Source organism: Pannonibacter sp. SL95 (genome assembly GCF_026672425.1).
GTDB lineage: Bacteria > Pseudomonadota > Alphaproteobacteria > Rhizobiales > Stappiaceae > Pannonibacter.
The window spans coordinates 87,819-110,623 of sequence record NZ_JAPPRC010000003.1 but is presented as its reverse complement, the minus strand read 5'-3'; the positions used below and the strand labels follow the sequence as shown (position 1 = coordinate 110,623).

Here is a 22,805-nt window from a genome sequence, read left to right as displayed (position 1 = left end):
CCTTGGCCGTTCCGTCATCCGTTTCAGGCACCGACCAGCCCGATGAGATGGGAGATCAGCGGTTCGTCGGCAGGAGGCATCGGGTAGTCCCGCAACTTGCCCGCGCGGACCCATTTCAGGGCCTGTCCTTCCAGCGGCTGCGGTGTGCCTGCCCAGCGACGACACACATAGAGTGGCATGAGGAGATGAAAATCTTCGTAAGCGTGGCTGGCGAACGTTAATGGGGCAAGGCACGCTTCCTTAACGCTGATCCCAAGTTCTTCGGACAGTTCACGGATCAGGCTCGCCTCAGGGCGCTCACCGGGCTCCAGCTTTCCGCCCGGAAACTCCCACAAGCCTGCGAGATTCTTCCCCTCTGGCCGCTGCGCGATCAGGATCCGGCCATCGGTGTCAACTAGAGCACAGGCAACAACCAGCACAATACGCATCAACGAGTGTTCCAATTCTGGACAACACCGGACGTCTCTTTTAGGACGTCCGGCTTTTTTTCGCGAAACTCCGGATCAGCTCCGGTAATCACCATTGATTTCGACGTAAGCCTTCGTCAGGTCGCAGGTCCACACGCGGGACGTGCCTTCGCCAAGGCCCAGGTTAACCCGGATGACGATGTTCTCCTGCTTCATGGCCGCTGAAGCGGCAGCTTCGGAGTAACCAGCGTCACGTTCGCCCTCGACGGCAACGCGCACATCTCCGAACCAGATCGCAAGACGGTCGCGGTCGGCCGGTTCACCGGCCTTGCCAACGGCCATGACGACGCGGCCCCAGTTGGCGTCTTCGCCGGCAATTGCCGTCTTCACCAATGGGGAATTGGCGATCGACAGCGCAATCCGCTTGGCCGATGCGTCATTGACCGCGCCTTCGACGCGAACTTCCACAAACTTGCGCGCGCCTTCGCCATCCCGGACGATATGGTGCGCCAGCTCCAGCATGACTTCGCCAAGTGCGACGCGGAAAGCGGCAAGGCGCGGGTCGGCCGCATCCGTGATGCGCGCAGCGCCGCGCGATGCGGCCTTGCCGGTCGCAAACAGCAGCGCAGTGTCCGAGGTCGACGTGTCACTGTCGACGGTGATGGAATTGAAGCTGCCGCCGACAGCCTCAGAAATTAGCACCTGCAGCACCGGCGCGGCAATCGGGGCGTCGGTGAACAGGAAGGACAGCATGGTCGCCATATCCGGCGCGATCATGCCCGCGCCCTTGGCAATTCCGTTGAGCGTCACCGGAGTGCCGCCAAGGTCTACCGTCCGGGTCGCGACCTTCGGGAAGGTGTCAGTGGTCATGATCGCCTTGGCCGTCTCCAGCCAGGATCCCGCCGCCGCACTGCTGACGAGCTCGCCGATCACGCCGGAAAACTTGTCGGCCGGCAGCGGCTCGCCGATGACACCGGTCGAGGCGAGATAGATTTCAGACGCAGCGCAACCGACGGCCTTGCTGACGATCTCAGCCGACAGCTCGACCGCCGCCTTGCCCTTCTTGCCGGTGAAGGCGTTTGCATTGCCGGAGTTGACCAGCAGCGCCCGCGCGGTGGCATGGGGAAGGTTCGCCCGGCACCAGTCCACCGGTGCCGACGGGCACAGCGAGCGGGTGAAAACGCCGGCAGCTTCCGTGCCTTCGTCCATCAGCACCAGCAGCACATCGGTGCGGCCCTTGTACTTGATCCCGGCGGCGGCCGTGGCAAAGCGCACGCCTTCAATCACCGGCATTTCCGGGTAGGACTTCGGGGCCAGGGGAGAAATCTCGGTGGACATGAATGCCTCGTCAACGGGGAGGAAAGTGCCGCAGACTTGCCCGACTGCCCGGTCGCACGCAACCGGTTTTGCGAGGCGGCCCGAGCCTGCGCACAGGCGCGGTCACAGCTGGGGGCGGAGCGCCGCGGCAGAACCAGAAATCAGGGCTCCGGCGGCAGCGAGCGTGAGCGCCCTGCCACCGCCGGGGCGGTCAGGCTCTTACTGCTGCGCCGGCTTCGCCGGATCGGCGGCCGGAACGTCCGGCTTGACGATCTCGACCTTGTGGGCAGCCTTCAGGTCCGTCATCAGCTTGGTGTACCGGTCACGCATCAGCTTGTTGCGCAGGCCGTCCTGGACATCCTCGAAGGCCGGAGCCGGCTGGATGCGCTTTTCGTCCAGCTTGAGCACGTGCCAGCCGAACTGCGACTGAACCGGCTCCTTGGTGTACTTGCCCGGCTCCAGAGCAAAGGCAGCGGTTTCGAACTCGGGAACCATACGGCCCTTGCCGAAGAAGCCGAGGTCACCGCCGGCGGCGGCGGAACCATCACTGGAGTTCGCCTTTGCCAGCTCGGCAAAGTCTGCACCACCGTCGAGATCCTTGATCAGTTTCTCGGCTTCTTCCTTGGTCTTCACCAGGATGTGCCGCGCACGGACTTCTTCCTCGCCCTTGAAGTTGGCGAGTTCGGCGTCGTAGGCGGCCTTCAGCTCGGCTTCCGTGATGCTGGCTTCCAGCTTTTGCGAGACATAGGCGTTGCGAAGCGCCTGAGTCGTCAGGAACTTCACCTGGCGCTGGAAGTCTTCGTCCTTCTGCAGGCCTTCCTTTTCCGCTTCCTTGGCCAGAAGCGTCATGTCGACCAGAACGTCCGTCAGGATCGAACGCCACTGTGCCGGCGGGAACCGCTGCAGTTCCTGTCCCAGATCACGGGCAGCAAAGGCGATGTCCGCCTCGGTGATGACAGTATCGCCCACCTTGGCGACCACGTCGCCGGGTGCCTGGGCGGAAAGGGACGCTGCGGAAAGCGTCAGCGCGGTTGCTGCAATCAGGGCAGTGCGCAACGGCTGGCGCAGGAAGGAACGGAACATGAGGTGTCCTTGTGTATGAACTCGTAAGCCTGTGCCTCGGGAGAACGAGGTCGACGGCGCTGCAAACTTGCGCAAACCGGCGGCGTTGACAAGCATTCGACCCCCTCTTATCTGTCGAACGGCGCGTCAGTCCCCTGACGCAAAACCCGTGGTCCTGCCCTGTCCATCGCCGCCTCTGGCTGGCGGTTGGATCCTGGATCGCAATTGAGATTTTTTTGAGGGCTGCGCCGGATCACTCTGTTCGCGTCGCCCGGCATCTGGAAGGACCGCCACATGGCCGGCCTTGGCGCACTAGCACGTAAGATTTTTGGCTCCTCGAACGACCGCAAGATCAAGGCCTTGCGGTCAAAGGTTGCCGCCATCAACGCCCTTGAGGGCGAAATGAAGGCGCTCTCCGACGACGCGCTGCGCGCAAGAACCCAGATGTTCCGCGAGGAACTCGCCAAGGGCACTCCGCTCGACGATCTGCTGGTTCCCGCCTTTGCAACGGTGCGCGAAGGCGCGCGCCGCGCTCTGGGACAGCGGCATTACGACGTGCAGCTGATCGGCGGCATGGTGCTCAACTCCGGTGAGATCTCGGAAATGCGCACCGGTGAAGGCAAGACCCTGGTGGCAACCGCCCCGGTTTACCTCAACGCCCTGTCCGGCAAGGGCGTGCATGTGGTGACGGTGAACGACTACCTCGCCCAGCGCGACGCGCACTGGATGGGCAAGGTCTACCGTTTCCTCGGCCTTTCCGTCGGCGTCATCGTGCATGGACTCTCGGACGAAGAACGCCGCGCGGCCTATGCGGCCGACATCACCTACGGCACGAACAACGAATTCGGCTTCGACTATCTGCGCGACAACATGAAGTATGAACGCGCGGCCATGGTCCAGCGCGGACATAACTATGCGATCGTCGACGAAGTGGACTCGATCCTGATCGACGAGGCGCGTACGCCGCTGATCATTTCCGGCCCGCTTGAGGACCGTTCCGAGTTCTACAACACCATCGACGCCTTCATTCCGATGCTGGACGCCGGTGACTACGAGCTCGACGAAAAGCAGCGCAGCACCTCCTTCACGGAATCGGGCAACGAGAAGCTCGAGGCCCTGCTCGGGGCAGCCGGTCTGCTGCGGTCCGAATCCCTTTATGACGTCGAGAACGTCTCCGCCGTGCACCACCTGCAGCAGGCGCTGAAGGCGCACAAGCTGTTCCAGCGTGACCGCGACTATATCGTTCGCGGCGGCGAAGTTGTGATCATCGACGAGTTCACCGGCCGCATGATGCCGGGCCGGCGCTACTCCGAGGGCCTGCACCAGGCGCTTGAAGCCAAGGAAAAGGTGCGGATCCAGCCGGAAAACCAGACGCTGGCCTCGATCACCTTCCAGAACTACTTCCGCATGTACGAGAAGCTGGCCGGCATGACCGGTACGGCCTCGACCGAGGCGGACGAGTTCATGGACATCTATGGCCTCGAAGTGGTCGAGATCCCGACCAACAACCCGGTCAAGCGCATCGACGATGACGACGAGGTCTACCGGACCGTCGACGAGAAGTTCAACGCCATCGTGGAACTGATCGACGATTGCAAGTCGCGCGGGCAGCCGATCCTTGTCGGCACCACGTCGATTGAAAAGTCGGAATTCCTCGCAGAGCGCCTGAAGAAGCACGGCTACCGTCAGGTCGACGTGAACGACCCGAACGCCTTCGTTCCCCTGTTCGACGGCGACGATGGCAGCCCGCAGGACAAGATCTTCGCCGTTCTGAATGCCCGCTACCACGAGCAGGAAGCTTTCATCATCTCGCAGGCCGGCCTGCCCGGCGCGGTGACGATCGCCACCAACATGGCCGGCCGCGGCACCGACATCCAGCTCGGCGGCAACGCCGAGATGCGCATCGAGCGCGAACTGGCTGACATGCCGGAAGGCGAAGAGCGGGCTGCCCGTGAAGCCTCGATCCGCGCCGACGTGGAAATGCTGAAGCAGAAGTCGCTTGCTGCAGGCGGCCTCTATGTGATCGGCACCGAGCGCCACGAAAGCCGCCGCATCGACAACCAGCTGCGCGGCCGCTCCGGCCGTCAGGGTGACCCCGGCCACTCCAAGTTCTTCCTGTCGCTGCAGGACGACCTGATGCGCATCTTCGGCTCCGACCGGATGGATTCGATGCTGCAGAAACTCGGCCTGAAGGATGGCGAGGCGATCATCCATCCCTGGATCAACAAGGCCCTCGCCAAGGCGCAGCAGAAGGTCGAAGCACGCAACTTCGATATCCGCAAGAACCTCCTGAAGTTCGACAACGTGATGAACGACCAGCGCAAGGTGGTGTTCGATCAGCGCGTGGAACTGATGGATGGCGGCGACATCAACCAGACCGTCGCAGACATGCGCCACGACGTGATCGAAGACCTGGTGTCGCGCCATATCCCCGAGCGCGCCTATCCCGAGCAGTGGGACACGGCCGGCCTTCAGGAAGAAGTGCGCAAGCTTCTGGCCCTGGACCTGCCGATCGTGGACTGGGCCAAGGAAGAAGGCATCGCCGAGGACGAGGTCAAGGATCGCCTGCACAAGGCCGCTGACGAGATCATGGAAAACAAGATCGCCCGCTACTCGCCGGAGATCATGACCCAGGTCGAGAAGGCAATCCTGCTGCAGACCCTCGACAACCTCTGGCGCGAGCACCTTGCCAACCTCGACCATCTTCGGTCTGTCGTCGGCTTCCGCGGCTATGCCCAGCGTGATCCGCTGCAGGAATACAAGACCGAGGCCTTCTCGCTGTTCGAGACGATGCTGACCCAGCTGCGTCAGGTCACGACCTCGCAGCTGCTGCGCGTCGAACTGGTGACCCAGCAGGCGCCCGAGATGCCGCATGAGCCGAGCGAGATGCATCCGCATCACATCGACCCGCTGACGGGCGAAGATGAGGAAGCTCCGGTTCGCGGCCGCCCCGCTGTGGGCGCGGCCGCGGGCGGCTTTGCCGCAACGGGCGTTGCCCGCGACCCGAATGACCCCGCCACGTGGGGCCAGGTTGGCCGCAACGAGGCCTGCCCCTGTGGCTCAGGCAAGAAATACAAGCACTGTCACGGCGCCTTCGTCTGACAGATCTGAGCAAAGACAAAAAAGGCCGGCCTTGCGCCGGCCTTTTTTTGACCGCTGACAAACCTTCCTCCGTCATCCCGGCCCAGCTGAGCGGAGATCCGGGACCGCAGAGTCAAGGTCTCTCCGGGTTTAACGAATTGAATTATAGAGGCCTCGACTCTCCGGTCCCGGCTCGGCGCTGACGCTTGGCCGGGATGACGACGGTGAGGTCGAGGTTTGTCAGCATTCTGACGCCGGCCTTTGACTTTTCAGGCTTTGGCAAGCAAGGCTGGTGCCGCCGGTCCGTTCACAGAGAGATTGCGATGCAGACAAATGAAAAGCTCGAGGCAATCGAAGACTGGCTGATCACACTCGCGCTTGGCAGCCCGACGATGAGCGCCATGTTCGATGGTCTGTGCCAGCGCCTGTGCGACATCGGGGTTCCGCTGGACCGCGCCTTGCTCGGATGGACAACGCTGCATCCGTTGATCCACTCTGAGACCGTTTTCTGGCGCCACCAGCAGCCTGTCGAGCATGACCGGTTCCACCATGCCATGGAGGAAACAGAAGCCTGGCAGAAAAGCCCGATGCGCTGGCTTTGGTCGAGCGGGGAATCGATGTTGCGCCGGCAGCTGGAGCGGGCCAATGCGGAGAGCGAGTTCCCGCTTCTCGATCAGCTGAAGGCAGATGGTTTCACCGACTACATGGTGGCATCCACCGCGTTCGAACTGCCAGCAGTCGCGGAGAATCTCGGCCATACAGGCCTGTTGGCCAGTTGGGCCAGCAAGTCACCGGGCGGCTTTTCGGACGAGCACCTGTCCGCCATCACCTACCTGCAGAAGCGGCTCGCCCTGGCCGTGCGTGCCAACGTCCAGGCCCAGATCACACGCACGGTCGCGGAAACCTATCTCGGTCGCTGGGCGGGAAGCCGTGTGCTGAACGGTCAGATCCGCCACGGCGACGGACAGAGCATCGATGCCGTCATCTTCTATTCCGACATGCGCCAGTCGACAGCCCATGCGGAGGCGCTTGGCCCGGACCTCTATCTGCGTCTGCTGAACCGTTACTTTGACGCGACAGCCGGAGCCGTCGAGGCAGAGGGCGGCGAGATCCTCGATTTCATCGGAGACGCCGTGCTGGGCATCTTCCCGATCGAGGCCTCCGATGTGGCCCCTGCGGCCACACGCGCCCTTGCCGCTGCCAGACGCAGCGCCGCACGGCTGAAGGAAACCAGCATCGGCGATCTCATGGATGGCAACGGACCGCTCCAGGCTGGCATCGCCCTGTCGGTCGGACGCGTGATGTTTGGCAATATCGGCATCGCCAACCGTCTGACGTTCTCGGTGATCGGTCAGACCGTGCATGCGGCCGCGCGCATGGAAGCGCTGACCAAGGAACTGGGCCAGGTCGTGCTGCTGACGGAGGACATTGCCGACCACGCCGGCGCCGAGGCCGTTCCCGTCGGCGATTTCCATCTCGCCGGCTTCCGTGAGCCGCGCCCGATCTTCGCGCTCAAGCTGGCCTGAAACCGGACCTGAAATCGGAAATGAATACGGGCCGGTCAATGCTGGCCCGCAGGATGCTCAGCGGATGACGACCTTCGCGCCAACCGGCACCTGACTGTACAGGTGTTCGACGTCCTCGTTCCACATGCGGAAGCAGCCGGAAGAGACGGCCTGGCCGATGCTCCAGTCCTCGTTGGTCCCGTGGATGCGATAGACAGTGTTGCCGAGATAGAGCGCGCGCGCACCCATCGGGTTTTTCGGGCCGCCCGGCATGAAGGCCGGCAGGTTGCGGCCCTTCTTGCGTTCCCGCACGATCATTTCCGGCGGCGGCGTCCAGCCTGGCCATTCCGCCTTGCGGGTCACCTTCTGCTCGCCGCGCCAGGTGAAGCCGTCGCGGCCGACGCCGATGCCATAGCGCATGGCGGTGCCGTCATCGAGCACGTGATAGAGGAAGCGGTCTTCGGTATCGACGATGATCGTACCGGGAGCTTCGCTGCCATTGAAATCGACCACCTTCCGCTTGAACTTGCGCCGGGCAATCTTGCCGGCAACTTCCGGCGTCATCTTCAGCTCGACCCATTCACGGGTCAGCGGATCGTAGAACTTGTTGTCGTCGAAGGCGAGAGCGGGGGCCGAGGCCAGCGGGGGCACGGCAAGGCTCGCGCAGAGCGCAAGAAGAGAAAGGCGAAGTCGCAGCCGCATGAAACGTGCTCGCAAATTGTTTGTCCAAAACCGGATGACCCGGAAGACAGATTAATGGCCACCGTGCTGATTGTACGGTGGCCTGATCTGCCTATCTTTTCTCGGGTTTTATGGTGAACAAACCGTTACGCTTCGTCAACTGCCCGGCAGATAACCCTCTTGTGACCACCTCAAGACTGCAGGAACCGCGCGACATCAGCGCGAGAGGGAAGCGGGGCAACAGCGCCGTAGCCCGTGACCGACAAGGCCGCTGCCGCATTGGCGTGACGGGCTGCGGCGAAGGCATCGCCCGTCATGAGGTACTCAGCCAGGAATGCGCCGTCGAAGGCATCACCTGCTCCGGTCGCATCAACTGCCTTCACCTTGTGGGAGGCGATCCGCTCCCGGCGCTCGCCAGTTGCCACCAGAACGCCGTCGCTGCCCATGGTCAGGGCAACGATCCTCGCGCCAAGACCCAGCAGTTCGTCAACGATCCCGTCCGCATCCTGCGCCTCACACAGTTTCTGCGCATCATCGAGGCCGGGCAGGATGATGTCGCTGAGACCGATGGTGGCGCGGATGACGGCGCGGGCCCGCGCCAGTGGCCACAGCGCGAGACGCAGGTTGGTGTCATAGGAAACAAGCCGGCCAGCCGCACGCGCGGCCTCGACGGCTGCAAACGTGGCATCACAGGCTGACGGCGAGATCGCCTGGCTGATCGCCGAGAAATGCAGGACCTTCGCGCTGGAGATGAGATCCAGCGGCAGGTTGCGCGGGCTCATCCGGCTCGCCGCCGAGCCGGCGCGGCGGTAGGAAAACGTATGGCCGGCAGGGCCATGGGTGACGAAATAGAGCCCGGTTGGCGCGTCCGGATCCGCTGGCACGGCCGAATGATCGATGCCTTCCGCCGTCCAGAGACCGCGCAGGCTGTCGCCGAACACGTCAGCCCCGAGCGCCGTGGCCATGGCAACCTTGAGGCCTTGCCGGGCAGCCGCGACCGCGGTGTTCGACACGTCGCCACCGAAACCGGGGTGGTAGGGGCCACCAGCCTGGTGCTGGTTGAGTTCCACCATGGGCTCGCCAAGGCAGACGAGATCGATCGCAGCGGTCATTTGAGGTTCCAGATCATGACAGGACAACACGGCTCACAGCCGGAATGGCCAGACACAGCCATTTAAATCGATTTAGTCCAGTCCGACCCCGCTGTCCATCCGTCCTTTTGCCGGGCAGGACGCACAGCTTGCGTAAGTCGCCGTGGCTTTTCTTTGCGTGGCGCGGCAGCTATCAGTGTCACCACATGAATGCGACAAGGACCCCGCCATGTCCAGCCCTGCCACGCCTCTCGTTCCTGCAGCCAATGCCCATCTGCCCCATCACGAGCAGGGTGACGGGTCAGGGGCACCCATCGTTCTGCTGCATGGCTTCGGAGGTGATCACCAGACCTGGCTGAACATCCAGACCGGGCTGTCACCGCGCCGGCGCACCATCGCTTTCGATCTGCCCGGTCACGGCAAGGCGCTCGCCTGGCCACGGATCGGCAATGCCGGCGTTTCCGCCAAGGCCGTGGTGCAGTCGCTGGAGGCAATGAACCTCGCCCCCGTGCATCTGGTCGGGCACTCCATGGGCGGCGCAGTGGCCGCGCTGGTCGCCATGCGCGCGCCGGAAAGTGTGGCGAGCCTGACGCTGCTGGCACCGGGCGGCTTTGGCCGCGAGATCAATTACAAGCTGCTGCGCCGCTACGCCCGGACCGACAGCGAGGCAGAACTGGAACCCCTGCTGGAGCAGTTCTTCGGCTTTGGCTTCCGCATGCCGCGCCTGTTCGCCCGCCATGCGGCAGAGCTGCGCCAGAAGCCGGGAGCCGTCGAGGCCCTGACCACCATCGTCGAGGAAATCCTTGATGGCGATGGCCAAAAGACCATCGAGAAGGCGGCACTTGCCGATCTGGGCATGCCGGTGAAGCTCATCTGGGGCCGGCAGGACCGCGTGCTGCCGGTGCATCAGGCTGGCGATCTGCCGGGCACCGTCGCCTGCCACCTGTTCGACGATATGGGCCACATGCCGCATCTGGAAAACCCGCAAGCGGTGATCCGGCTCATTCTCGAAGCCAGCGCGGCGCGATAGGGGCATTGACGATGAGCAACCAATCCGCCCTGCCCGTGCCCACCGTTCCGGGCTGGCACAGCACCCCGGTCGAACCGATCCGCTCCGACTGCCCGCTCGATGCCATCGTCACGGCCGTCTCCGGCTACCGGCCGGCCGACATGGCGGTCTGGTTCAACTCGCTGAAAGCGACCGGGTTCACCGGGCGGGTTTTCGTCGTCGCCTATGACGTGGAGGCCGAGCTGGTGCGCTGGATGGAAGCGCAGGGCGCCGTCGTCTTCACCTATCGCCAGGATGGCACGCGCTACCGTTACAGCCAGCTCGACGAGGAACTCGCCGATCATCTCGACGGCCGCAAGCTCAGGGTCGACAGCCGCTGGACCTGGACGCGCCGCATCCTGCGCTTCCGCGACAAGATCCACGACCGCCGCTTCTTCCACTCGAGCGAGCTCCTGCGCGATCACGCAGAACGCACCGGCGAGACGTTCCGTTTCCTTGCCTTCTCCGACGCGCGCGACGTGGCGTTTCAGGGCAACCCGTTCGACTGGATCGCCGCCAACCTGCCGGCGGACAAGGACCTGATTGCCTCCGTGGAAGGCATCACCCATGCGGACCCGTGGAACCACCGCATGACGATCAAGGCCTTCGGCAAGCACGCGTTGCGCCGCGTCGCGGGAAAGCCGGTGATCTGCTGCGGCTTCTTCGCCGGCCGGTTCGAGGCCATGCTGGAGCTGATGCTGGCGAACTACTACTTCGACCAGAGCAAGCGCATCGGCGACCAGATCGCCTTCAACCAGCTCCTGTCCTTCGGCGCCTTCGGCCGGATTACGCTGCTGACCGACTGGCAGCAGCCGTGGACCCTGCACGCCTGCACGCTGATGGAACCGTCAAAAAGCCCCGGCGCCTTTGCCGATCCAGCGACGCTGCCGCGCTTTGAGGACGGCGTGGTCCTGACTCGCGCCGGCGAGCGCTTCGCCGTGATCCATCACTATGACCGGGCCCCGGCGGTCGAGGCCCGGTTCAAGTCGCTCTACGGCACGCCGTGAGCCGTCAGGCTGCGGCGGGCAGAAGATCGGCGCGCCAGGGCTCGCCGATCGCCTTGCGGGCCATCATGTGCGAGCGGGGCGAGTTGATGCTGTCGACGGCAATCAGCCGGCCCTGCCGCAGGTAGGCGACGTAGAACTTGTCCTCGGCCGGTTCGCCCACGGTGACGACCTCGTCATAGCCTTCCGACAAGCCGGCGATCTGCAGCTTGACGTGGTACTGGTCGGACCAGAACCACGGCAGCGGATCATAGTCCACCTCCTGGCCCAGGATCGACTGGGCGACGACCTTGGCCTGGTCGATGGCGTTCTGCACGCTCTCCAGCCGCACCGAGCGGTCATAGCGCGGCAAGAAAAAGCGGGTGCAGTCGCCGGCGGCATAGATGTCCGGATCGCTCGTCTGCCCGCCGCCATCAACGAGGATGCCGTTGTCGGTTTCAAGTCCGGCCGCTTCGGCCAGCGCGTCATTTGGCTCCGCGCCGACGGCCATCAGCACAAGACCGGCCGGCACCAGACTGTCATCAGCCAGCCGCACGCCGGACACCTGACCATTCACGCCCTCGATTGCCGACAGGCCGGTGCCGAGACGCAGCTCGACGCCCTTGCCGCGATGCAGGGATTCGTAGAAGGCAGAGATGGCCGGGGAGACAACACGTTTCAGCACACGGTCCTGCGCCTCGATCACAGTGACCGTCTTGCCCATGGCCCGCGCAACGGCTGCGACCTCGAGGCCGATGTAACCGGCGCCGATCACCGCCAGGCGATCATGCAGGCCAAGCGCATCCCGGATCCGGTCCACATCAGCGATGGACCGGAGCGTCAAGACACCGGCGAGATCGGCTCCAGGCACGGGAATGCGGCGCGCCCGCGTGCCCGTCGCCAGCACCAGCTTGCCGTAGGAAACCCGCTCACCACTAGCCAGGACGACAACGTGTGCGTCCCTATCGATTGCAGCGACCTCGCTCCCGGTGAGGAGATCAACTGACTGTGTTTCGTAAAAGGCTGAAGGCCGCAGCCAAAGGCCTTCTGCGTCCGTTTCACCGGCCAGAAACTTCTTGGACAGCGGCGGGCGTTGATACGGCGGATGAATTTCCTCTCCGATCAGGCGGATCGAACCGGTGAAGCCACCCTGCCGCAGCGACTGGGCAACCTGGGCGCCAGCCTGACCGGCCCCGACGATAACAATGCTGTCCTGCATGACCACTCCTGTCATGGGTAAGACCAACTCTCGATGAGCCTGACTCACCGAGAGTTGGTCAAGCCCGTGCGGCATTTGAGCATTTTCAAGGCGTGATGCGTCAGCATCTCAGCGCCTTGGTAGAAATTCGACATTCGAAGCCGCAAAGGGATAGCGGAGCCTTGAGCGCATGGCAAAGTCGAAGATGCGCCAGCCAATGATAAGGTCTGCAGTCTGACGCTGCAGCGGCACGAGCAACAGACAAGAAAACGGCGCGCGACGGTTGGTCGCGCGCCGGTCTGCATTCATAAAGCGACGCAATGCTGAAAAGTCCGGCGGCCTCACGCCGCGCGGACGCCCTCCAGGAACCCGCGCACCTCACGGCGCAGCAGGCTCGCCTGTTCGGACAGGACTTTCGACAGCCGATCCACTTCGTCACCGGTCGCGCGGGCATGGCCCGTCGCCGCGACCACGGAGTCCATGCGGCCGGCACCTTCGTCCGAGCGATGCGACGCATCTGCCACGTTGCGGGAGATGCCTGCAACCGCGCGCTCCTGCTGCTCGACCGCCTGGGCAACAGCCGAGGCAAGACCATCCATGTCGGCGATGATGTCGCGCACTTCGGAGATCGCCGAGACCGCGCCGGCAGATGCGCTCTGGATCGCCTCGACCTGCTTGGCGATATCCTCGGTTGCCTTTGCCGTCTGGTCGGCGAGCTGCTTCACCTCCGCCGCGACGACGGCAAAGCCCTTGCCGGACTCACCCGCGCGGGCGGCTTCGATGGTGGCGTTGAGCGCCAGCAGGTTGGTCTGGTTGGCGATGTCGCGGATGAGGCTCATCACCGCGCCGATGCGGTCAGCTGCGCTCGACAGCTCCTGCATCGTCGAGAAGGTGCTGTCCGCGCCGGCAACGGCACGCTTGGCAACCTGGGTCGACCGTCCGGCCTGCGACGCGATTTCCGTGATCGAGCTGGCCAGTTCCTCAGTTGCACCGGCCGCCGATGTCACGTTCTCGGCCGCCACGCGCACGATGCGTCCGGCTTCATCAGCAAGGGTCGCAACCTCGTCGGAGGCGTTTTCCACCGCGCCCGAAGCGTTGCCAAGATCGGCCGAAGCCCGATCAAGGCTATCGAGCGACCGTTGCACCGCCGCTTCGAAGCTCGAGATGATCGCCTCAAGCCGTGCAACCCGGGCGTCGCGTCCCTCGTTCTCGCGCGCCTGCTCGGCTGCAAGACGGTTTCGTTCGGCCGCGTTGTCGCGGAACACGCGCACGGTCCGGACCATTGCCGAAATCTCGTCTCGTCCGCTGGACGCCGGAAGATCAATGTCGGTCTTGCCGGCCGCAAGCACTTCCATCGAGCCCTGCAGCTTGGCCAGCGGACCCGCGATGGAGCGGCCGATCATGATGGCAAGAGCGGACAGAACCACAACCAGCCCCCCGATCACGCCATAAACCACCTTGGACGACACCGAGCGGATGTCTGCCAGCTCGCTTTGCGCGGCAAGATCACCTGCACGCGCCGCATCAAGCAGGGCATCGATGTGTGGCGGCAACAATGTGAACAGGTCGTCGGTGAGCCCGATCTTCGCTGCGCGGGTCTCGAGCGAGCCGGCATACTGGTCAAAGGCGGCCTTGTAGGCCGTCATGCTGGTTTCGATCTCGGCCTTGATTTCGTTCGGGATGTAGACACGCCCGATCAGCTTCTGGAATACGGCATAGGACTTGGTGAAAGCCGCCAGTGTCTCTGCGCTTCCGCCCGACTGGGTAAAGCGGCTCTCCGCGAGCTGAACGTCCATCACGGTCCGCGCGAGCTTCTCGAAGTCGGAAGCACCACCGAATTTCAGCTCGTCGTCAATGCGCCCCTTGGCTTTGCCTGACAGTTCGCCGAGTTGGCCCCGCAGCCCGGAGGTCGGATCGAAACCGATTGCCTTCTGCACGGCATGCAGCTCATTGAAGGATCCGACGATGCCATCCAGTGTGTCGGCAATATCGGCTGTCTGCGCAGACAGGGCCTGGGCGGCTGCATTCTGCTGCAGTGCTTGAAGCAACCTGACTGTTTCCGCGTGACCTTCGAGCAGCGCGGCGTGGGACTGGTCTGACGGCGCAACGAGATACGCTTTCTCCGACAGTCTGAGATTATCTGCTGACTGCATCAACTGATAGGTTTCGCGCGCCAGTGCAGCATTGGCTTCCGATGCCCTGAAGGCCGCATCGACGCTGGACTGGCTCCACCAGAACACGGTTGCAACAGCGATAAGGCCGAGGGTCGAGATCAGACTGAGGACAATGATCCGGAAACGAACCGTCATCCCGGCCAGCAAGCCAGCTCCAGCCGGCGACGAATGGGATTGCAAAGCGTTGCTCATTGGGCGAAACCCTACTGGCCTGCCGTTTTCGGCAAGCGTTCACATGTCCCCGACCATGGCGCGAGACCGGTTAACACCGGATCAACACGCTACGTCAATTTAAAGACCTGAAACGCCCAAATTCTATTCAGTTTGGCTACAACTCAGGCAAGAACGAGCGAACCCGCCCGTGAGCAAACCAATTCTTGCAACAATTGCGCCAGGTCTGTTTGTTTTGCTTTGGTCTACGGGCTTCATTGGCTCCAAACTTGGCGCTCCTTACGCCGATCCATTTGTATTTTTGTCACTCAGATACATTGCTGTTCTTCCATTCCTTCTTCTGATTGCAGTGGCTGCACGAACGCGTTGGCCCTCCAATCCTGCCGCCATCGGGCATTGCATTGTAACGGGCATGCTTGTGCATGGGATTTATCTCGGCGGAGTCTTCTGGGCGATCGATCGCGGCATGCCGGCAGGGGCCAGCGCGCTGATGGTCGGATTGCAGCCGGTCCTCACCGCACTTGCCGCCGGCTGGCTGTTGCGCGAACGCATCGGGCCACGCCATTGGGCGGGAATGGGGGTTGGATCGATAGGCCTCGTTCTGATCCTGGGGCCCAAGCTCGGCCTGGATGGGTCAGGCATCACACTGGCCACAATCGGCGCCATGGCAGCGGCCGTTCTCGCCATGAGTCTCGGCACTGTTTACCAGAAACGGTTCGTGCCGGTGACGGATCACGTGCCGGCAACGGTCTGGCAGTATGTTGGTGCACTGGTCGTCTCCCTGCCTTTCACGCTTGGCGAAAGCTGGAGCATCGAGTGGAGCGCCCAGTTCATCTTCGCCATTGCCTGGCTGGTGCTGGTCCTGTCGATCGGCGCGATCCTGCTGCTGATGTACCTGATCCGCGCCGGGGCAGTCGCAGAGGTCGCTTCGCTGTTCTATCTCGTACCGGTGGCAACCACGATCGAGAGCTACTTCCTCTTCGGGGAGCGGCTGGCGCTGATCCAGATAGCCGGCATGGGCCTCGTGGTTGCGGCGATCCTGCTTATTCGCCGGAAACCGGCAGCCGTTCCGCCAGCCGACGCTGTCTGATCCTGCGTGCCCGCAGAAGCGAGGCGTTCAGTTCGCCGCCAGCGAGCAGCGCAAGAGCAATCATGTAAAGGAACACTAGGGCTGTCATGACGCCCGCGAGCCCGGCATAGGTCGAGACATAATTCGCGTAGCTCGCCAGATAGTAGCCGAAGACGGCACCTGAACCGATCCAGAGCACCAGTGTCAGAAGGACGCCGGGCAGAATGTCGACCAGGCTCCTGCGGCCTGCCGGCAGGACCACATGCACGATCAGCAGCCCGGCAATGCTGAGCACGCCCGCAACGACGTAGCGGGTCAGGTGAAACTCGTCGAACAGCGGCGCCAGCGCCGGGGCAAAGCGCAAGGTGGCCGCGATGACCAGCGGCGCCAGAACGATCAGCAGCGTGAACGCGATCAAGGCAACCGACCCCAGGACCACGACGACCAGCGCCTGCAGCCGCAACAGCAGGAAATTGCGCGTCTCCGTCACCCGATAGGCCCGGTTCAGCGCAACCCGGACGGCACTCACGCCGTTCGAAGCAAACCAGAGCGCGGCAATTACACCAAAGGTCAGCAGGTCGCCGCGCGGAACAGTCAGCACCTTGTTGATCTCACCTGCGACAGGGGCAGCAACCGCATCTGGCCAGGCGTCAAAAATCAGCGCAGAGACTTCCTGCGCCGCATCGCCGAGGCCGAGGAAGCCAGCCAGAGCAGCGATGAAGATCAGGAACGGAAACAGCGCAAGCAATGTCGACAGGGCAACATGGCTCGCCATCGCCCAGCCATCATCGGTATTGAAATGCCCGAAGGCATCTGCAAGCACACGCAGAGCCTCGCGCAATGGGCCGTACAGTCCTGGCATCGACATCATGCCTCGTGTGTCGCCCGTTGCAGACGGCGGCGTCAACCCTGAAACCGCCCGGACTTTGCCGCGTTCGGCCCGTCAGCCGAAAGGCTTACATCCAGAGCCCTCGACAAAGCGTAATGTGCAACGCAACATGCTTGCCGAATTGCGACGCAACAAACAACAAATGCAAAGGGACAAACCATGACGGCAGCCCTGAACCTCGCCGGGATCAAGGCCAGCGCCTCGGACAACCTGACCGCCCTGACGGCGGAGGCCGTGAGCGCGATCAGCACGCTGGTGGACAACGCCACCCGGCATGTCCGCGGCAAGGTCAGCAGCAATGGCCGGATTTCGTCAGAGCTGATGGATAGCGAGCAGCGGGCGACCCACGGCCTTGCCTGGGTTGCCACCTATGGTGAGGCCCTGCGCCAGCTCGACGCCTATGCAGCGCGCCTTTCCACTGAGGGCCGTTACGGCGAGATCGAGGAGCTGATCGTCCGGTTGGGCTTTGCCGAGTATCTGGCCCAGCTTTTTGGCGGCGTGCCGATGAACCAGGGCGAGTTCGTCCGCCTGTCAGACCTCGGGCTCGACGAAGCTGAAATTGCGGCGGCCCGGGTTCCGGCGGTTGAACAGCTCATCCGCGACGGCAACACGCCAGCCATTCGCGCCCGCCTTGCCGAACTGATCCGGCAACAGGCCGGCCGCTCGACCTTCGGCGACTGTGGCCTCGACGAGACGCTGGAACAGATCCGCGGCGAAATGCGCCGCTTCGCCGAAGACAAGGTGACGCCTTTCGCTCATGAATGGCACCTGAAGAATGACTATATCCCGCTGGACGTCGTCGCCCAGATGGCGGAACTCGGCGTCTTCGGCCTGACGATCCCGGAGGAATACGGCGGGCTCGGCCTCGGCAAGGAGAGCATGTGCGTCGTCTCCGAAGAGCTGTCGCGCGCCTATATTGGCGTCGGCTCCCTCGGCACCCGCTCCGAGATTGCAGGCGAACTGATCCTGTGCGGCGGCACGGAAGAGCAGAAGCAGAAGTGGCTGCCGCTGATCGCCTCCGGCGAGATCCTGCCGACGGCCGTCTTCACCGAGCCCAACACCGGATCGGACCTCGCCTCCCTGCGCACCCGCGCGGTGAAGGAGGGGGACGTCTGGAAGGTCTCCGGCAACAAGACCTGGATCACCCATCCGGTGCGCGCAGACATCATGACCCTGCTGGCCCGCACCAACCCGGACGAGGCGGGCTACAAGGGCCTGTCGATGTTCATCGCGGAAAAGCCGCGCGGCACCGACGAGGACCCGTTCCCGGCCGAGGGCATGTCCGGCGGCGAGATCGAGGTGCTCGGCTATCGCGGCATGAAGGAATACGAGATCGCCTTCGACGGCTTCGAGGTGAAGGCGGAAAACCTGCTCGGCGGCGAAACCGGCCAGGGCTTCAAGCAGCTGATGCAGACCTTCGAGGGTGCCCGCATCCAGACGGCGGCCCGTGCCTTGGGTGTCGCGCAGGCCGCCCTCGATCTTGGCCTGCGCTATGCCGAGGAACGTATCCAGTTCGGCAAGGCCCTGATCAATTTCCCGCGCGTCTCGGACAAGCTGGCGCTGATCACGGCCGAGCTGATGATTGCCCGCCAGCTGACTTACTTCTCCGCCTGGGAAAAGGATTCTGGGCGGCGCTGTGACCTCGAAGCCGGCATGGCCAAGCTGCTGGGTGCCCGCGTCGCCTGGGCAGCCGCAGACAACGCACTGCAGATCCACGGCGGCAACGGCTTTGCGCTGGAGTACCAGATCAGCCGCGTGCTGTGCGACGCCCGCATCCTCAACATCTTCGAGGGCGCAGCGGAAATCCAGGCCCAGGTCATCGCCCGCCGCCTGCTCGAAACCCGCGCCCTCGACTGAGGCGTCCCCTTACCCCGCGCCAAGCGCACCTTCGGCCGCCGCAGGACACCCTGCGGCGGCATTTTTACAGCCGTTGCCCTGTCAGAGGAGGCGCGCCAGCAGGCCTTGCATCAGCGCGGTCTGCTGCGCTTCATCGGGAATGTGGCACAGGTTGAACCCGACGATGACGTGGTAATAGAAGGCCATCACACCCTGGGTCAGCAAGGCGACCTCTGTTTCTGGCCGCAGAGCGCCCCGCGCTGCCAGAATGGAGAGTGCCCGGCTGACTTCCGCCTCCATACCCGAACAGGCCTCGATGAACTGCCGCGTGTGCAGGCCATCCTTCAGCGTCGACTGGATCAGGAACAGCCGCGCGAAATCCGGGTCTTCGCGGTAGAGCGCAAGCCAGGGGGCGAGCAATGCCTGCACCTCCCCGAGGGCATCCTTGCGCAAAGGATCAGCGGCCAGCGCATCGACCATCTGTCGCAGACCAACAGACAGTTCTTCCAGCTGGTTCAGGCGAAGAGCGATCAGCAGGCTGGTCTTGTCATCAAAGTGGGCAAAAACCGTAGCCTTGGCAACGCCCGCACGCATGGCGATGGTCTCGACGCTGGTCGCCTCGAAACCCTGTTCCGCGAGCAGCGCCTGTGTCGCCTCGAGGATCCGCCGGCGTGTTTCGAGTGTGCGCTGCTGCGGCCGTCCTGCCATGCCTGTCCTGCCAGTTCGCTTGGGTACAAAAAGTCTGGCCAGATCATTCATTGACCGCGGTCAGAATATCATCTAAATAAATTGACCATGGTCAATAAATGGCAGGCATGACACCTGCGGGCAAGGGAGCGACAGGTGGCAAAGCGGATCTTCATCCTCATCGGACATCCCGGCACGGCCAGCTTCACGGCGGCGCTGGCAGAGGCCTATGCCGAGGGAGCCAGAACAAAGGGCCATGAGGTCCGCGTCCTTGACCTCTCCAGGATGCAGTTCGACCCGAACCTGGCTGAGGGCTACCACACGATCCAGCCGCTGGAGCCCGACCTTGTCGCCTTTCAGGAAGCAGTGACCTGGTGCAATCACTTCGTCCTTGCCCATCCCCTGTGGTGGGGGATGATGCCTGCGAAGCTGAAAGGCCTGTTTGACCGGGCCTTTCTGCCCGGTTTCGCCTTCAAGTACCTCGAAACCAGCCCCTTTCCGGCACAGCTTCTGAAAGGGCGCAGCGCCGAAGTTCTGGTTGCGGCGGACACGCCGGTCTGGTGGCTGTACCTGATCTATCGCGCCGGCGGCTATCGGGCGATGAAGAGCCAGATCCTGGGGTTTTGCGGCTTCAGCCCGGTGACGTTCCGCAGCTTTGCGCCTGTGCGTGGGTCATCGCCGCAAAAGCGCCAGTCCTGGCTCGACAAGGCCCGAAAGCTCGGCGGGACGGCCTGACGCCGTTGCAGGCGTCACGACAGCTTCCCATATGTCTGGCAAGATATGCAGGTCACAAGAGCCGGCAATCGGGCGCAGGACGGGTGAAGTCCCGGACATGCTGGCCAGGCAGGAGGTGCCATCGTGAGTTCACGCGTAAACGACCTCGGTTTTGATCCCGAGATCCTTGGACCGGAGCTTGGCTCCGACGAGAACAAGATCCGTAGCCTGCGGCAGCGGCTGCTGGCGACGGCCCGCAAGGCTGCGCGTCAGGTGCCGTTCCTCGAGGATGTCATCGCCGGTTACTATTGTGCCATGGACCCGGCAACGCCGACCAAGGTGCGCGCAACCACGCTGGCGGCACTCGCCTATTTCGTGCTGCCTGTCGACATGGTGCCTGACTTTCTGCTTGGCATCGGCTTCGGCGACGACGCAACCGTCTTGATGGCCGCCCTTGCGATGATCGGCACGCACATGCGTCCGGAGCACAAGGAAGCGGCGCGCGCAGCGTTGCGCGACAAGGACACGCTCTGAAGGATTGAGACCGGCTCAGGCGTCGCTGCGCCGCCAGGTGCCCGACGACCGGCCTGCGACCAGCCAGTAGATCGCCCCGGCAACAAAACCGGAGGCGAGCGCAACCGTTGTGCCGGGCCGCAGGCTTGAGCCGCCAGACGCATCATCCGGGATCGGCCCGATGTCGCCGAGCCCCCACAGCGCGAAGGCGATCAGTCCGCCCACGGCCACATGGTAGAACAGGCTGCGCCAGCGAAAGGCCTCCGCCAGCACGATGGCCAGCGCGGCCGGAACGAAAGCCAGCGCACCGATGAGCGCGGCCGAGACGACACCGGTGGCGACCACAGCCCCGGCAATGCCCGGCTCGGCCGTCTCCGACAGGCTCTGGAAAAAGCCCCAGGCGAGGAACACACCCGCCCCCATGAGCCCGAAAATGAACCCCAGGACAATCCGAACCGCCTGGAGAGCAAGACCTGCACCGCTGACCATTCCACTGCTTCCTGTTTCAAGCCGGACCTTGCGCCGCTTTGCAGACCACCGTCTAGCCCCTCAGGCCGCAAGCGGAAAGGCTTCCTCGACCAGATAAGGTCCGCCGCCGATGCTGGCGCGGGAGGAATACAGCACGAACCGGCCAGCCTTGAAGGCAGGGGCCTGGAAGTCGCCCCGCTCCATCAGCCAGCGCGCGACCTCCTCATTGCTGGCGGTCTTGCAGCGCGCGATCGTGACGTGGGGCATGTATTTGCGCCGCTCCGGAGCAAGCCCCAGCCGCTGCAGGATGCGCTCCTGCTCGGCTTGCAGCTCGGCCAGTTGCGGCGTCGGCTGCACCCTCGCCCAGACCGCATGCGGCTTGCCGTTGCCGAAAGACCCCAGCCCGCTGAGACGGATCTCGATGGGCTCGCGCCGCACACGCGACAACGCATCGGCGACTTCGTCTGCCGTCCGGTCGTCGATGTCGCCGATGAAGCGCAGGGTGATGTGATAGTTTTCAGGATCGATCCAGCGGCTGCCTTTGAGGCCACCGCGGAGCATCGACAGGTACATGCCCGTCTGGGCGGGTATTTCGAGACCCGTAAACAAGCGCGGCATCGGGCGGATCCTCCGCTGTCGCTGACGGGAACATTCAGCCCGCATCTTGCCGCAGTGCGCAACAAAAATCGCAATGCCTTGAGATCACTCAGACTTTGCAGTCAAAGCCGGCTCTGACGCAGTGGACAGAGCCAGCTGATTCGCGGCAAGCGCATCGGAACAGCCCCCCCCCGAAGACCGGCCTGTGCGCGAAGCGTTACGGGCAGGGATTGCCGTAAAGCTGATGCAGATCGTCAATCCGGCTCAGGACATCAGCCGGCAGGCGCAAGTCCGCCGCGCCCAGTGCAGTCTCGAGCTGGGCAAGGCTGGTCGCGCCGATGATCACGCTGGTGACGAAGCTGCGCGACAAGGCAAAGGCAATCGCCATCTGCGACGGATCAAGGCCAGCGTCGCGGGCAAGGTCCACATAGGCGTTGATCGCCACCTCGGCTCCCGGCTTTTCATAGCGCTGCAGGCGGTTGAACAGCGCCTTGCGCGATCCCCCCGGCAGCGCCCCGTTGCGGTACTTTCCAGTCAGATAGCCCTGGCCGAGGGCGGAATAGACCAGCAGCCCGACCTGTTCGCGCAGCGCCACCTCGGCAAGGCCGGATTCGAACGTCCGGTTGACGAGATTGTAGGCGTTCTGGATCGACACCACCCGTTCCAGCCCGCGCAACTCCGCCGCCTTCAGGTAGGACATCGTCCCCCAGGGGCTTTCGTTCGACAGGCCGAGGTGGCGCACCTTGCCAGCCTTCACCAAGTCCGTCAGCGCCTCAAGCGTCTCCTCGATCGGCGTTTCGTCGCTCAGCGGCTCAGGATCGGCCCAACGGTTCGGGTTGGATCCGAAACCGGAGACGTTCCGGTCCGGCCAATGAACCTGATACAGGTCGATGTAGTCGGTCTGCAGATTGATCAGGCTGCGGTCCACCGCTTCGTTGATCTGGGCTGCGGTCAGCCTGCCTTCAGACCCGTCCTTGCGGAAATGGGTCATGTCCGAGCGGCCAACGACCTTGGTCGCCACGACAACCTTGTCACGCAAGCCCCGCGCCTTCAGCCAGGTGCCAATGATGCGTTCGGTACGTCCCTGCGTTTCCGGACGCGGCGGGATCGGATAAAGCTCTGCTGCATCGAGGAAATTGACGCCAGCGGCAAAGGCACGGTCGAGCTGGGCATGTCCTTCGGCTTCGGTGTTCTGCTCGCCGAAGGTCATGGTTCCAAGGCAGATTTTGCTGACCGCAACATCGGTGCGGCCGAGACGGCGAAGGTCCATCGGTTTGTCCTGGTCAGAGCTGGTGCTGGTCATAGGGATACGGC

The 22,805-nt window shown here is 63.6% G+C and carries 20 protein-coding genes; 8 read left to right on the top strand and 12 right to left on the bottom strand.

Translation table 11 applies throughout. The annotated features are described in order from the left end of the window. Positions 1-23 precede the first annotated feature (23 nt). The 3 genes from OVA12_RS01135 to OVA12_RS01125 form a co-directional block, all read right to left on the bottom strand. Positions 24-428, bottom strand: coding sequence for a (deoxy)nucleoside triphosphate pyrophosphohydrolase (locus OVA12_RS01135; RefSeq protein ID WP_268133800.1), 405 nt, complete (start codon positions 426-428; stop codon positions 24-26). Positions 429-503: 75 nt separating this feature from the next. Further along, complete coding sequence (argJ, locus tag OVA12_RS01130) at positions 504-1,745, bottom strand: bifunctional glutamate N-acetyltransferase/amino-acid acetyltransferase ArgJ (RefSeq protein WP_268133799.1); 1,242 nt, start codon at positions 1,743-1,745, stop codon at positions 504-506. A gap of 198 nt (positions 1,746-1,943) precedes the next feature. Next, entirely contained in the window at positions 1,944-2,807 is an 864-nt protein-coding gene (locus OVA12_RS01125; RefSeq protein ID WP_268133798.1) for a peptidylprolyl isomerase, read from the bottom strand. Between the two features lie 273 nt (positions 2,808-3,080). Here OVA12_RS01125 and secA point away from each other — a divergent pair, with 273 nt between their 5' ends. Together secA and OVA12_RS01115 are read left to right on the top strand one after the other, a co-directional pair. Then, on the top strand, positions 3,081-5,888 hold the full coding sequence (gene secA, locus OVA12_RS01120) for a preprotein translocase subunit SecA (protein WP_268133797.1): 2,808 nt from the start codon (positions 3,081-3,083) through the stop codon (positions 5,886-5,888). A 302-nt stretch (positions 5,889-6,190) separates the two neighbouring features. After that, positions 6,191-7,393, top strand: a complete 1,203-nt coding sequence (locus OVA12_RS01115; RefSeq protein WP_268133796.1) for an adenylate/guanylate cyclase domain-containing protein — start codon at positions 6,191-6,193, stop codon at positions 7,391-7,393. A 57-nt stretch (positions 7,394-7,450) separates the two neighbouring features. Here OVA12_RS01115 and OVA12_RS01110 read toward each other — a convergent pair whose 3' ends face one another. Then, a complete protein-coding gene (locus OVA12_RS01110; RefSeq protein WP_268133795.1) occupies positions 7,451-8,074 on the bottom strand; it encodes a L,D-transpeptidase in 624 nt (207 codons plus the stop codon). A gap of 170 nt (positions 8,075-8,244) precedes the next feature. Next, a complete protein-coding gene (locus tag OVA12_RS01105; RefSeq protein WP_268133794.1) occupies positions 8,245-9,165 on the bottom strand; it encodes a sugar kinase in 921 nt (306 codons plus the stop codon). Positions 9,166-9,373: 208 nt separating this feature from the next. On the opposite strand from OVA12_RS01105, the gene OVA12_RS01100 reads away from it, so the two are divergent. Continuing rightward, the gene (locus OVA12_RS01100; protein ID WP_268133793.1) at positions 9,374-10,174 is read left to right on the top strand and encodes an alpha/beta fold hydrolase; all 801 of its coding nucleotides are present in this window, start codon (positions 9,374-9,376) and stop codon (positions 10,172-10,174) included. A gap of 11 nt (positions 10,175-10,185) precedes the next feature. Next, a complete protein-coding gene (locus OVA12_RS01095) occupies positions 10,186-11,199 on the top strand; it encodes a hypothetical protein (protein WP_268133792.1) in 1,014 nt (337 codons plus the stop codon). A gap of 4 nt (positions 11,200-11,203) precedes the next feature. Here the strand turns inward: OVA12_RS01095 and OVA12_RS01090 are convergent, their stop codons facing one another. Both OVA12_RS01090 and OVA12_RS01085 read right to left on the bottom strand, forming a co-directional pair. Beyond that, a complete protein-coding gene (locus OVA12_RS01090; protein WP_268133791.1) occupies positions 11,204-12,394 on the bottom strand; it encodes an NAD(P)/FAD-dependent oxidoreductase in 1,191 nt (396 codons plus the stop codon). 320 nt (positions 12,395-12,714) lie between these two features. Beyond that, on the bottom strand, positions 12,715-14,694 hold the full coding sequence (locus OVA12_RS01085) for a methyl-accepting chemotaxis protein (protein ID WP_268133790.1): 1,980 nt from the start codon (positions 14,692-14,694) through the stop codon (positions 12,715-12,717). A gap of 214 nt (positions 14,695-14,908) precedes the next feature. Here OVA12_RS01085 and OVA12_RS01080 point away from each other — a divergent pair, with 214 nt between their 5' ends. Next, positions 14,909-15,808: a DMT family transporter gene (locus tag OVA12_RS01080; protein WP_268133789.1), complete on the top strand. Its 900-nt coding sequence runs from the start codon at positions 14,909-14,911 to the stop codon at positions 15,806-15,808. On the opposite strand, the gene OVA12_RS01075 is transcribed toward OVA12_RS01080, so the two are convergent. After that, on the bottom strand, positions 15,762-16,655 hold the full coding sequence (locus OVA12_RS01075; protein ID WP_268133788.1) for a YihY/virulence factor BrkB family protein: 894 nt from the start codon (positions 16,653-16,655) through the stop codon (positions 15,762-15,764). The genes OVA12_RS01080 and OVA12_RS01075 overlap by 47 nt on opposite strands. Before the next feature lie 180 nt (positions 16,656-16,835). Here OVA12_RS01075 and OVA12_RS01070 point away from each other — a divergent pair, with 180 nt between their 5' ends. Next, positions 16,836-18,533, top strand: coding sequence for an acyl-CoA dehydrogenase family protein (locus OVA12_RS01070; protein ID WP_268133787.1), 1,698 nt, complete (start codon positions 16,836-16,838; stop codon positions 18,531-18,533). A gap of 81 nt (positions 18,534-18,614) precedes the next feature. Here OVA12_RS01070 and OVA12_RS01065 read toward each other — a convergent pair whose 3' ends face one another. Next, positions 18,615-19,220 (bottom strand): TetR/AcrR family transcriptional regulator, encoded by a 606-nt coding sequence (locus tag OVA12_RS01065; RefSeq protein ID WP_268133786.1) that lies wholly within the window; start codon positions 19,218-19,220, stop codon positions 18,615-18,617. A gap of 135 nt (positions 19,221-19,355) precedes the next feature. On the opposite strand from OVA12_RS01065, the gene OVA12_RS01060 reads away from it, so the two are divergent. Then, on the top strand, positions 19,356-19,934 hold the full coding sequence (locus OVA12_RS01060) for an NAD(P)H-dependent oxidoreductase (RefSeq protein WP_268133785.1): 579 nt from the start codon (positions 19,356-19,358) through the stop codon (positions 19,932-19,934). A 123-nt stretch (positions 19,935-20,057) separates the two neighbouring features. Beyond that, positions 20,058-20,447, top strand: a complete 390-nt coding sequence (locus OVA12_RS01055; RefSeq protein ID WP_268133784.1) for a YkvA family protein — start codon at positions 20,058-20,060, stop codon at positions 20,445-20,447. Positions 20,448-20,462: 15 nt separating this feature from the next. On the opposite strand, the gene OVA12_RS01050 is transcribed toward OVA12_RS01055, so the two are convergent. From OVA12_RS01050 to OVA12_RS01040, 3 genes are all read right to left on the bottom strand, one after another. After that, the gene (locus tag OVA12_RS01050; RefSeq protein WP_268133783.1) at positions 20,463-20,915 is read right to left on the bottom strand and encodes a translation initiation factor IF-3; all 453 of its coding nucleotides are present in this window, start codon (positions 20,913-20,915) and stop codon (positions 20,463-20,465) included. 60 nt (positions 20,916-20,975) lie between these two features. Then, complete coding sequence (gene thpR / locus OVA12_RS01045) at positions 20,976-21,512, bottom strand: RNA 2',3'-cyclic phosphodiesterase (protein WP_268133782.1); 537 nt, start codon at positions 21,510-21,512, stop codon at positions 20,976-20,978. A 196-nt stretch (positions 21,513-21,708) separates the two neighbouring features. After that, positions 21,709-22,761 (bottom strand): aldo/keto reductase, encoded by a 1,053-nt coding sequence (locus OVA12_RS01040; RefSeq protein ID WP_268133781.1) that lies wholly within the window; start codon positions 22,759-22,761, stop codon positions 21,709-21,711. Between the last annotated feature and the right edge of the window lie 44 nt (positions 22,762-22,805).

Excerpts from the sequence above, each read along its gene's own strand:
- OVA12_RS01070 (WP_268133787.1), top strand. The coding sequence starts at position 16,836 with ATGACGGCAGCCCTGAACCTCGCCGGGATCAAGGCCAGCGCCTCGGAC.
- OVA12_RS01115 (WP_268133796.1), top strand. The coding sequence starts at position 6,191 with ATGCAGACAAATGAAAAGCTCGAGGCAATCGAAGACTGGCTGATCACA.
- OVA12_RS01105 (WP_268133794.1), bottom strand. The coding sequence starts at position 9,165 with ATGACCGCTGCGATCGATCTCGTCTGCCTTGGCGAGCCCATGGTGGAA.
- OVA12_RS01040 (WP_268133781.1), bottom strand. The coding sequence starts at position 22,761 with ATGGACCTTCGCCGTCTCGGCCGCACCGATGTTGCGGTCAGCAAAATC.
- OVA12_RS01095 (WP_268133792.1), top strand. The coding sequence starts at position 10,186 with ATGAGCAACCAATCCGCCCTGCCCGTGCCCACCGTTCCGGGCTGGCAC.
- OVA12_RS01110 (WP_268133795.1), bottom strand. The coding sequence starts at position 8,074 with ATGCGGCTGCGACTTCGCCTTTCTCTTCTTGCGCTCTGCGCGAGCCTT.
- OVA12_RS01125 (WP_268133798.1), bottom strand. The coding sequence starts at position 2,807 with ATGTTCCGTTCCTTCCTGCGCCAGCCGTTGCGCACTGCCCTGATTGCA.
- argJ (WP_268133799.1), bottom strand. The coding sequence starts at position 1,745 with ATGTCCACCGAGATTTCTCCCCTGGCCCCGAAGTCCTACCCGGAAATG.
- OVA12_RS01090 (WP_268133791.1), bottom strand. The coding sequence starts at position 12,394 with ATGCAGGACAGCATTGTTATCGTCGGGGCCGGTCAGGCTGGCGCCCAG.
- OVA12_RS01135 (WP_268133800.1), bottom strand. The coding sequence starts at position 428 with ATGCGTATTGTGCTGGTTGTTGCCTGTGCTCTAGTTGACACCGATGGC.
- OVA12_RS01075 (WP_268133788.1), bottom strand. The coding sequence starts at position 16,655 with ATGTCGATGCCAGGACTGTACGGCCCATTGCGCGAGGCTCTGCGTGTG.
- thpR (WP_268133782.1), bottom strand. The coding sequence starts at position 21,512 with ATGCCGCGCTTGTTTACGGGTCTCGAAATACCCGCCCAGACGGGCATG.
- secA (WP_268133797.1), top strand. The coding sequence starts at position 3,081 with ATGGCCGGCCTTGGCGCACTAGCACGTAAGATTTTTGGCTCCTCGAAC.
- OVA12_RS01065 (WP_268133786.1), bottom strand. The coding sequence starts at position 19,220 with ATGGCAGGACGGCCGCAGCAGCGCACACTCGAAACACGCCGGCGGATC.
- OVA12_RS01050 (WP_268133783.1), bottom strand. The coding sequence starts at position 20,915 with ATGGTCAGCGGTGCAGGTCTTGCTCTCCAGGCGGTTCGGATTGTCCTG.
- OVA12_RS01100 (WP_268133793.1), top strand. The coding sequence starts at position 9,374 with ATGTCCAGCCCTGCCACGCCTCTCGTTCCTGCAGCCAATGCCCATCTG.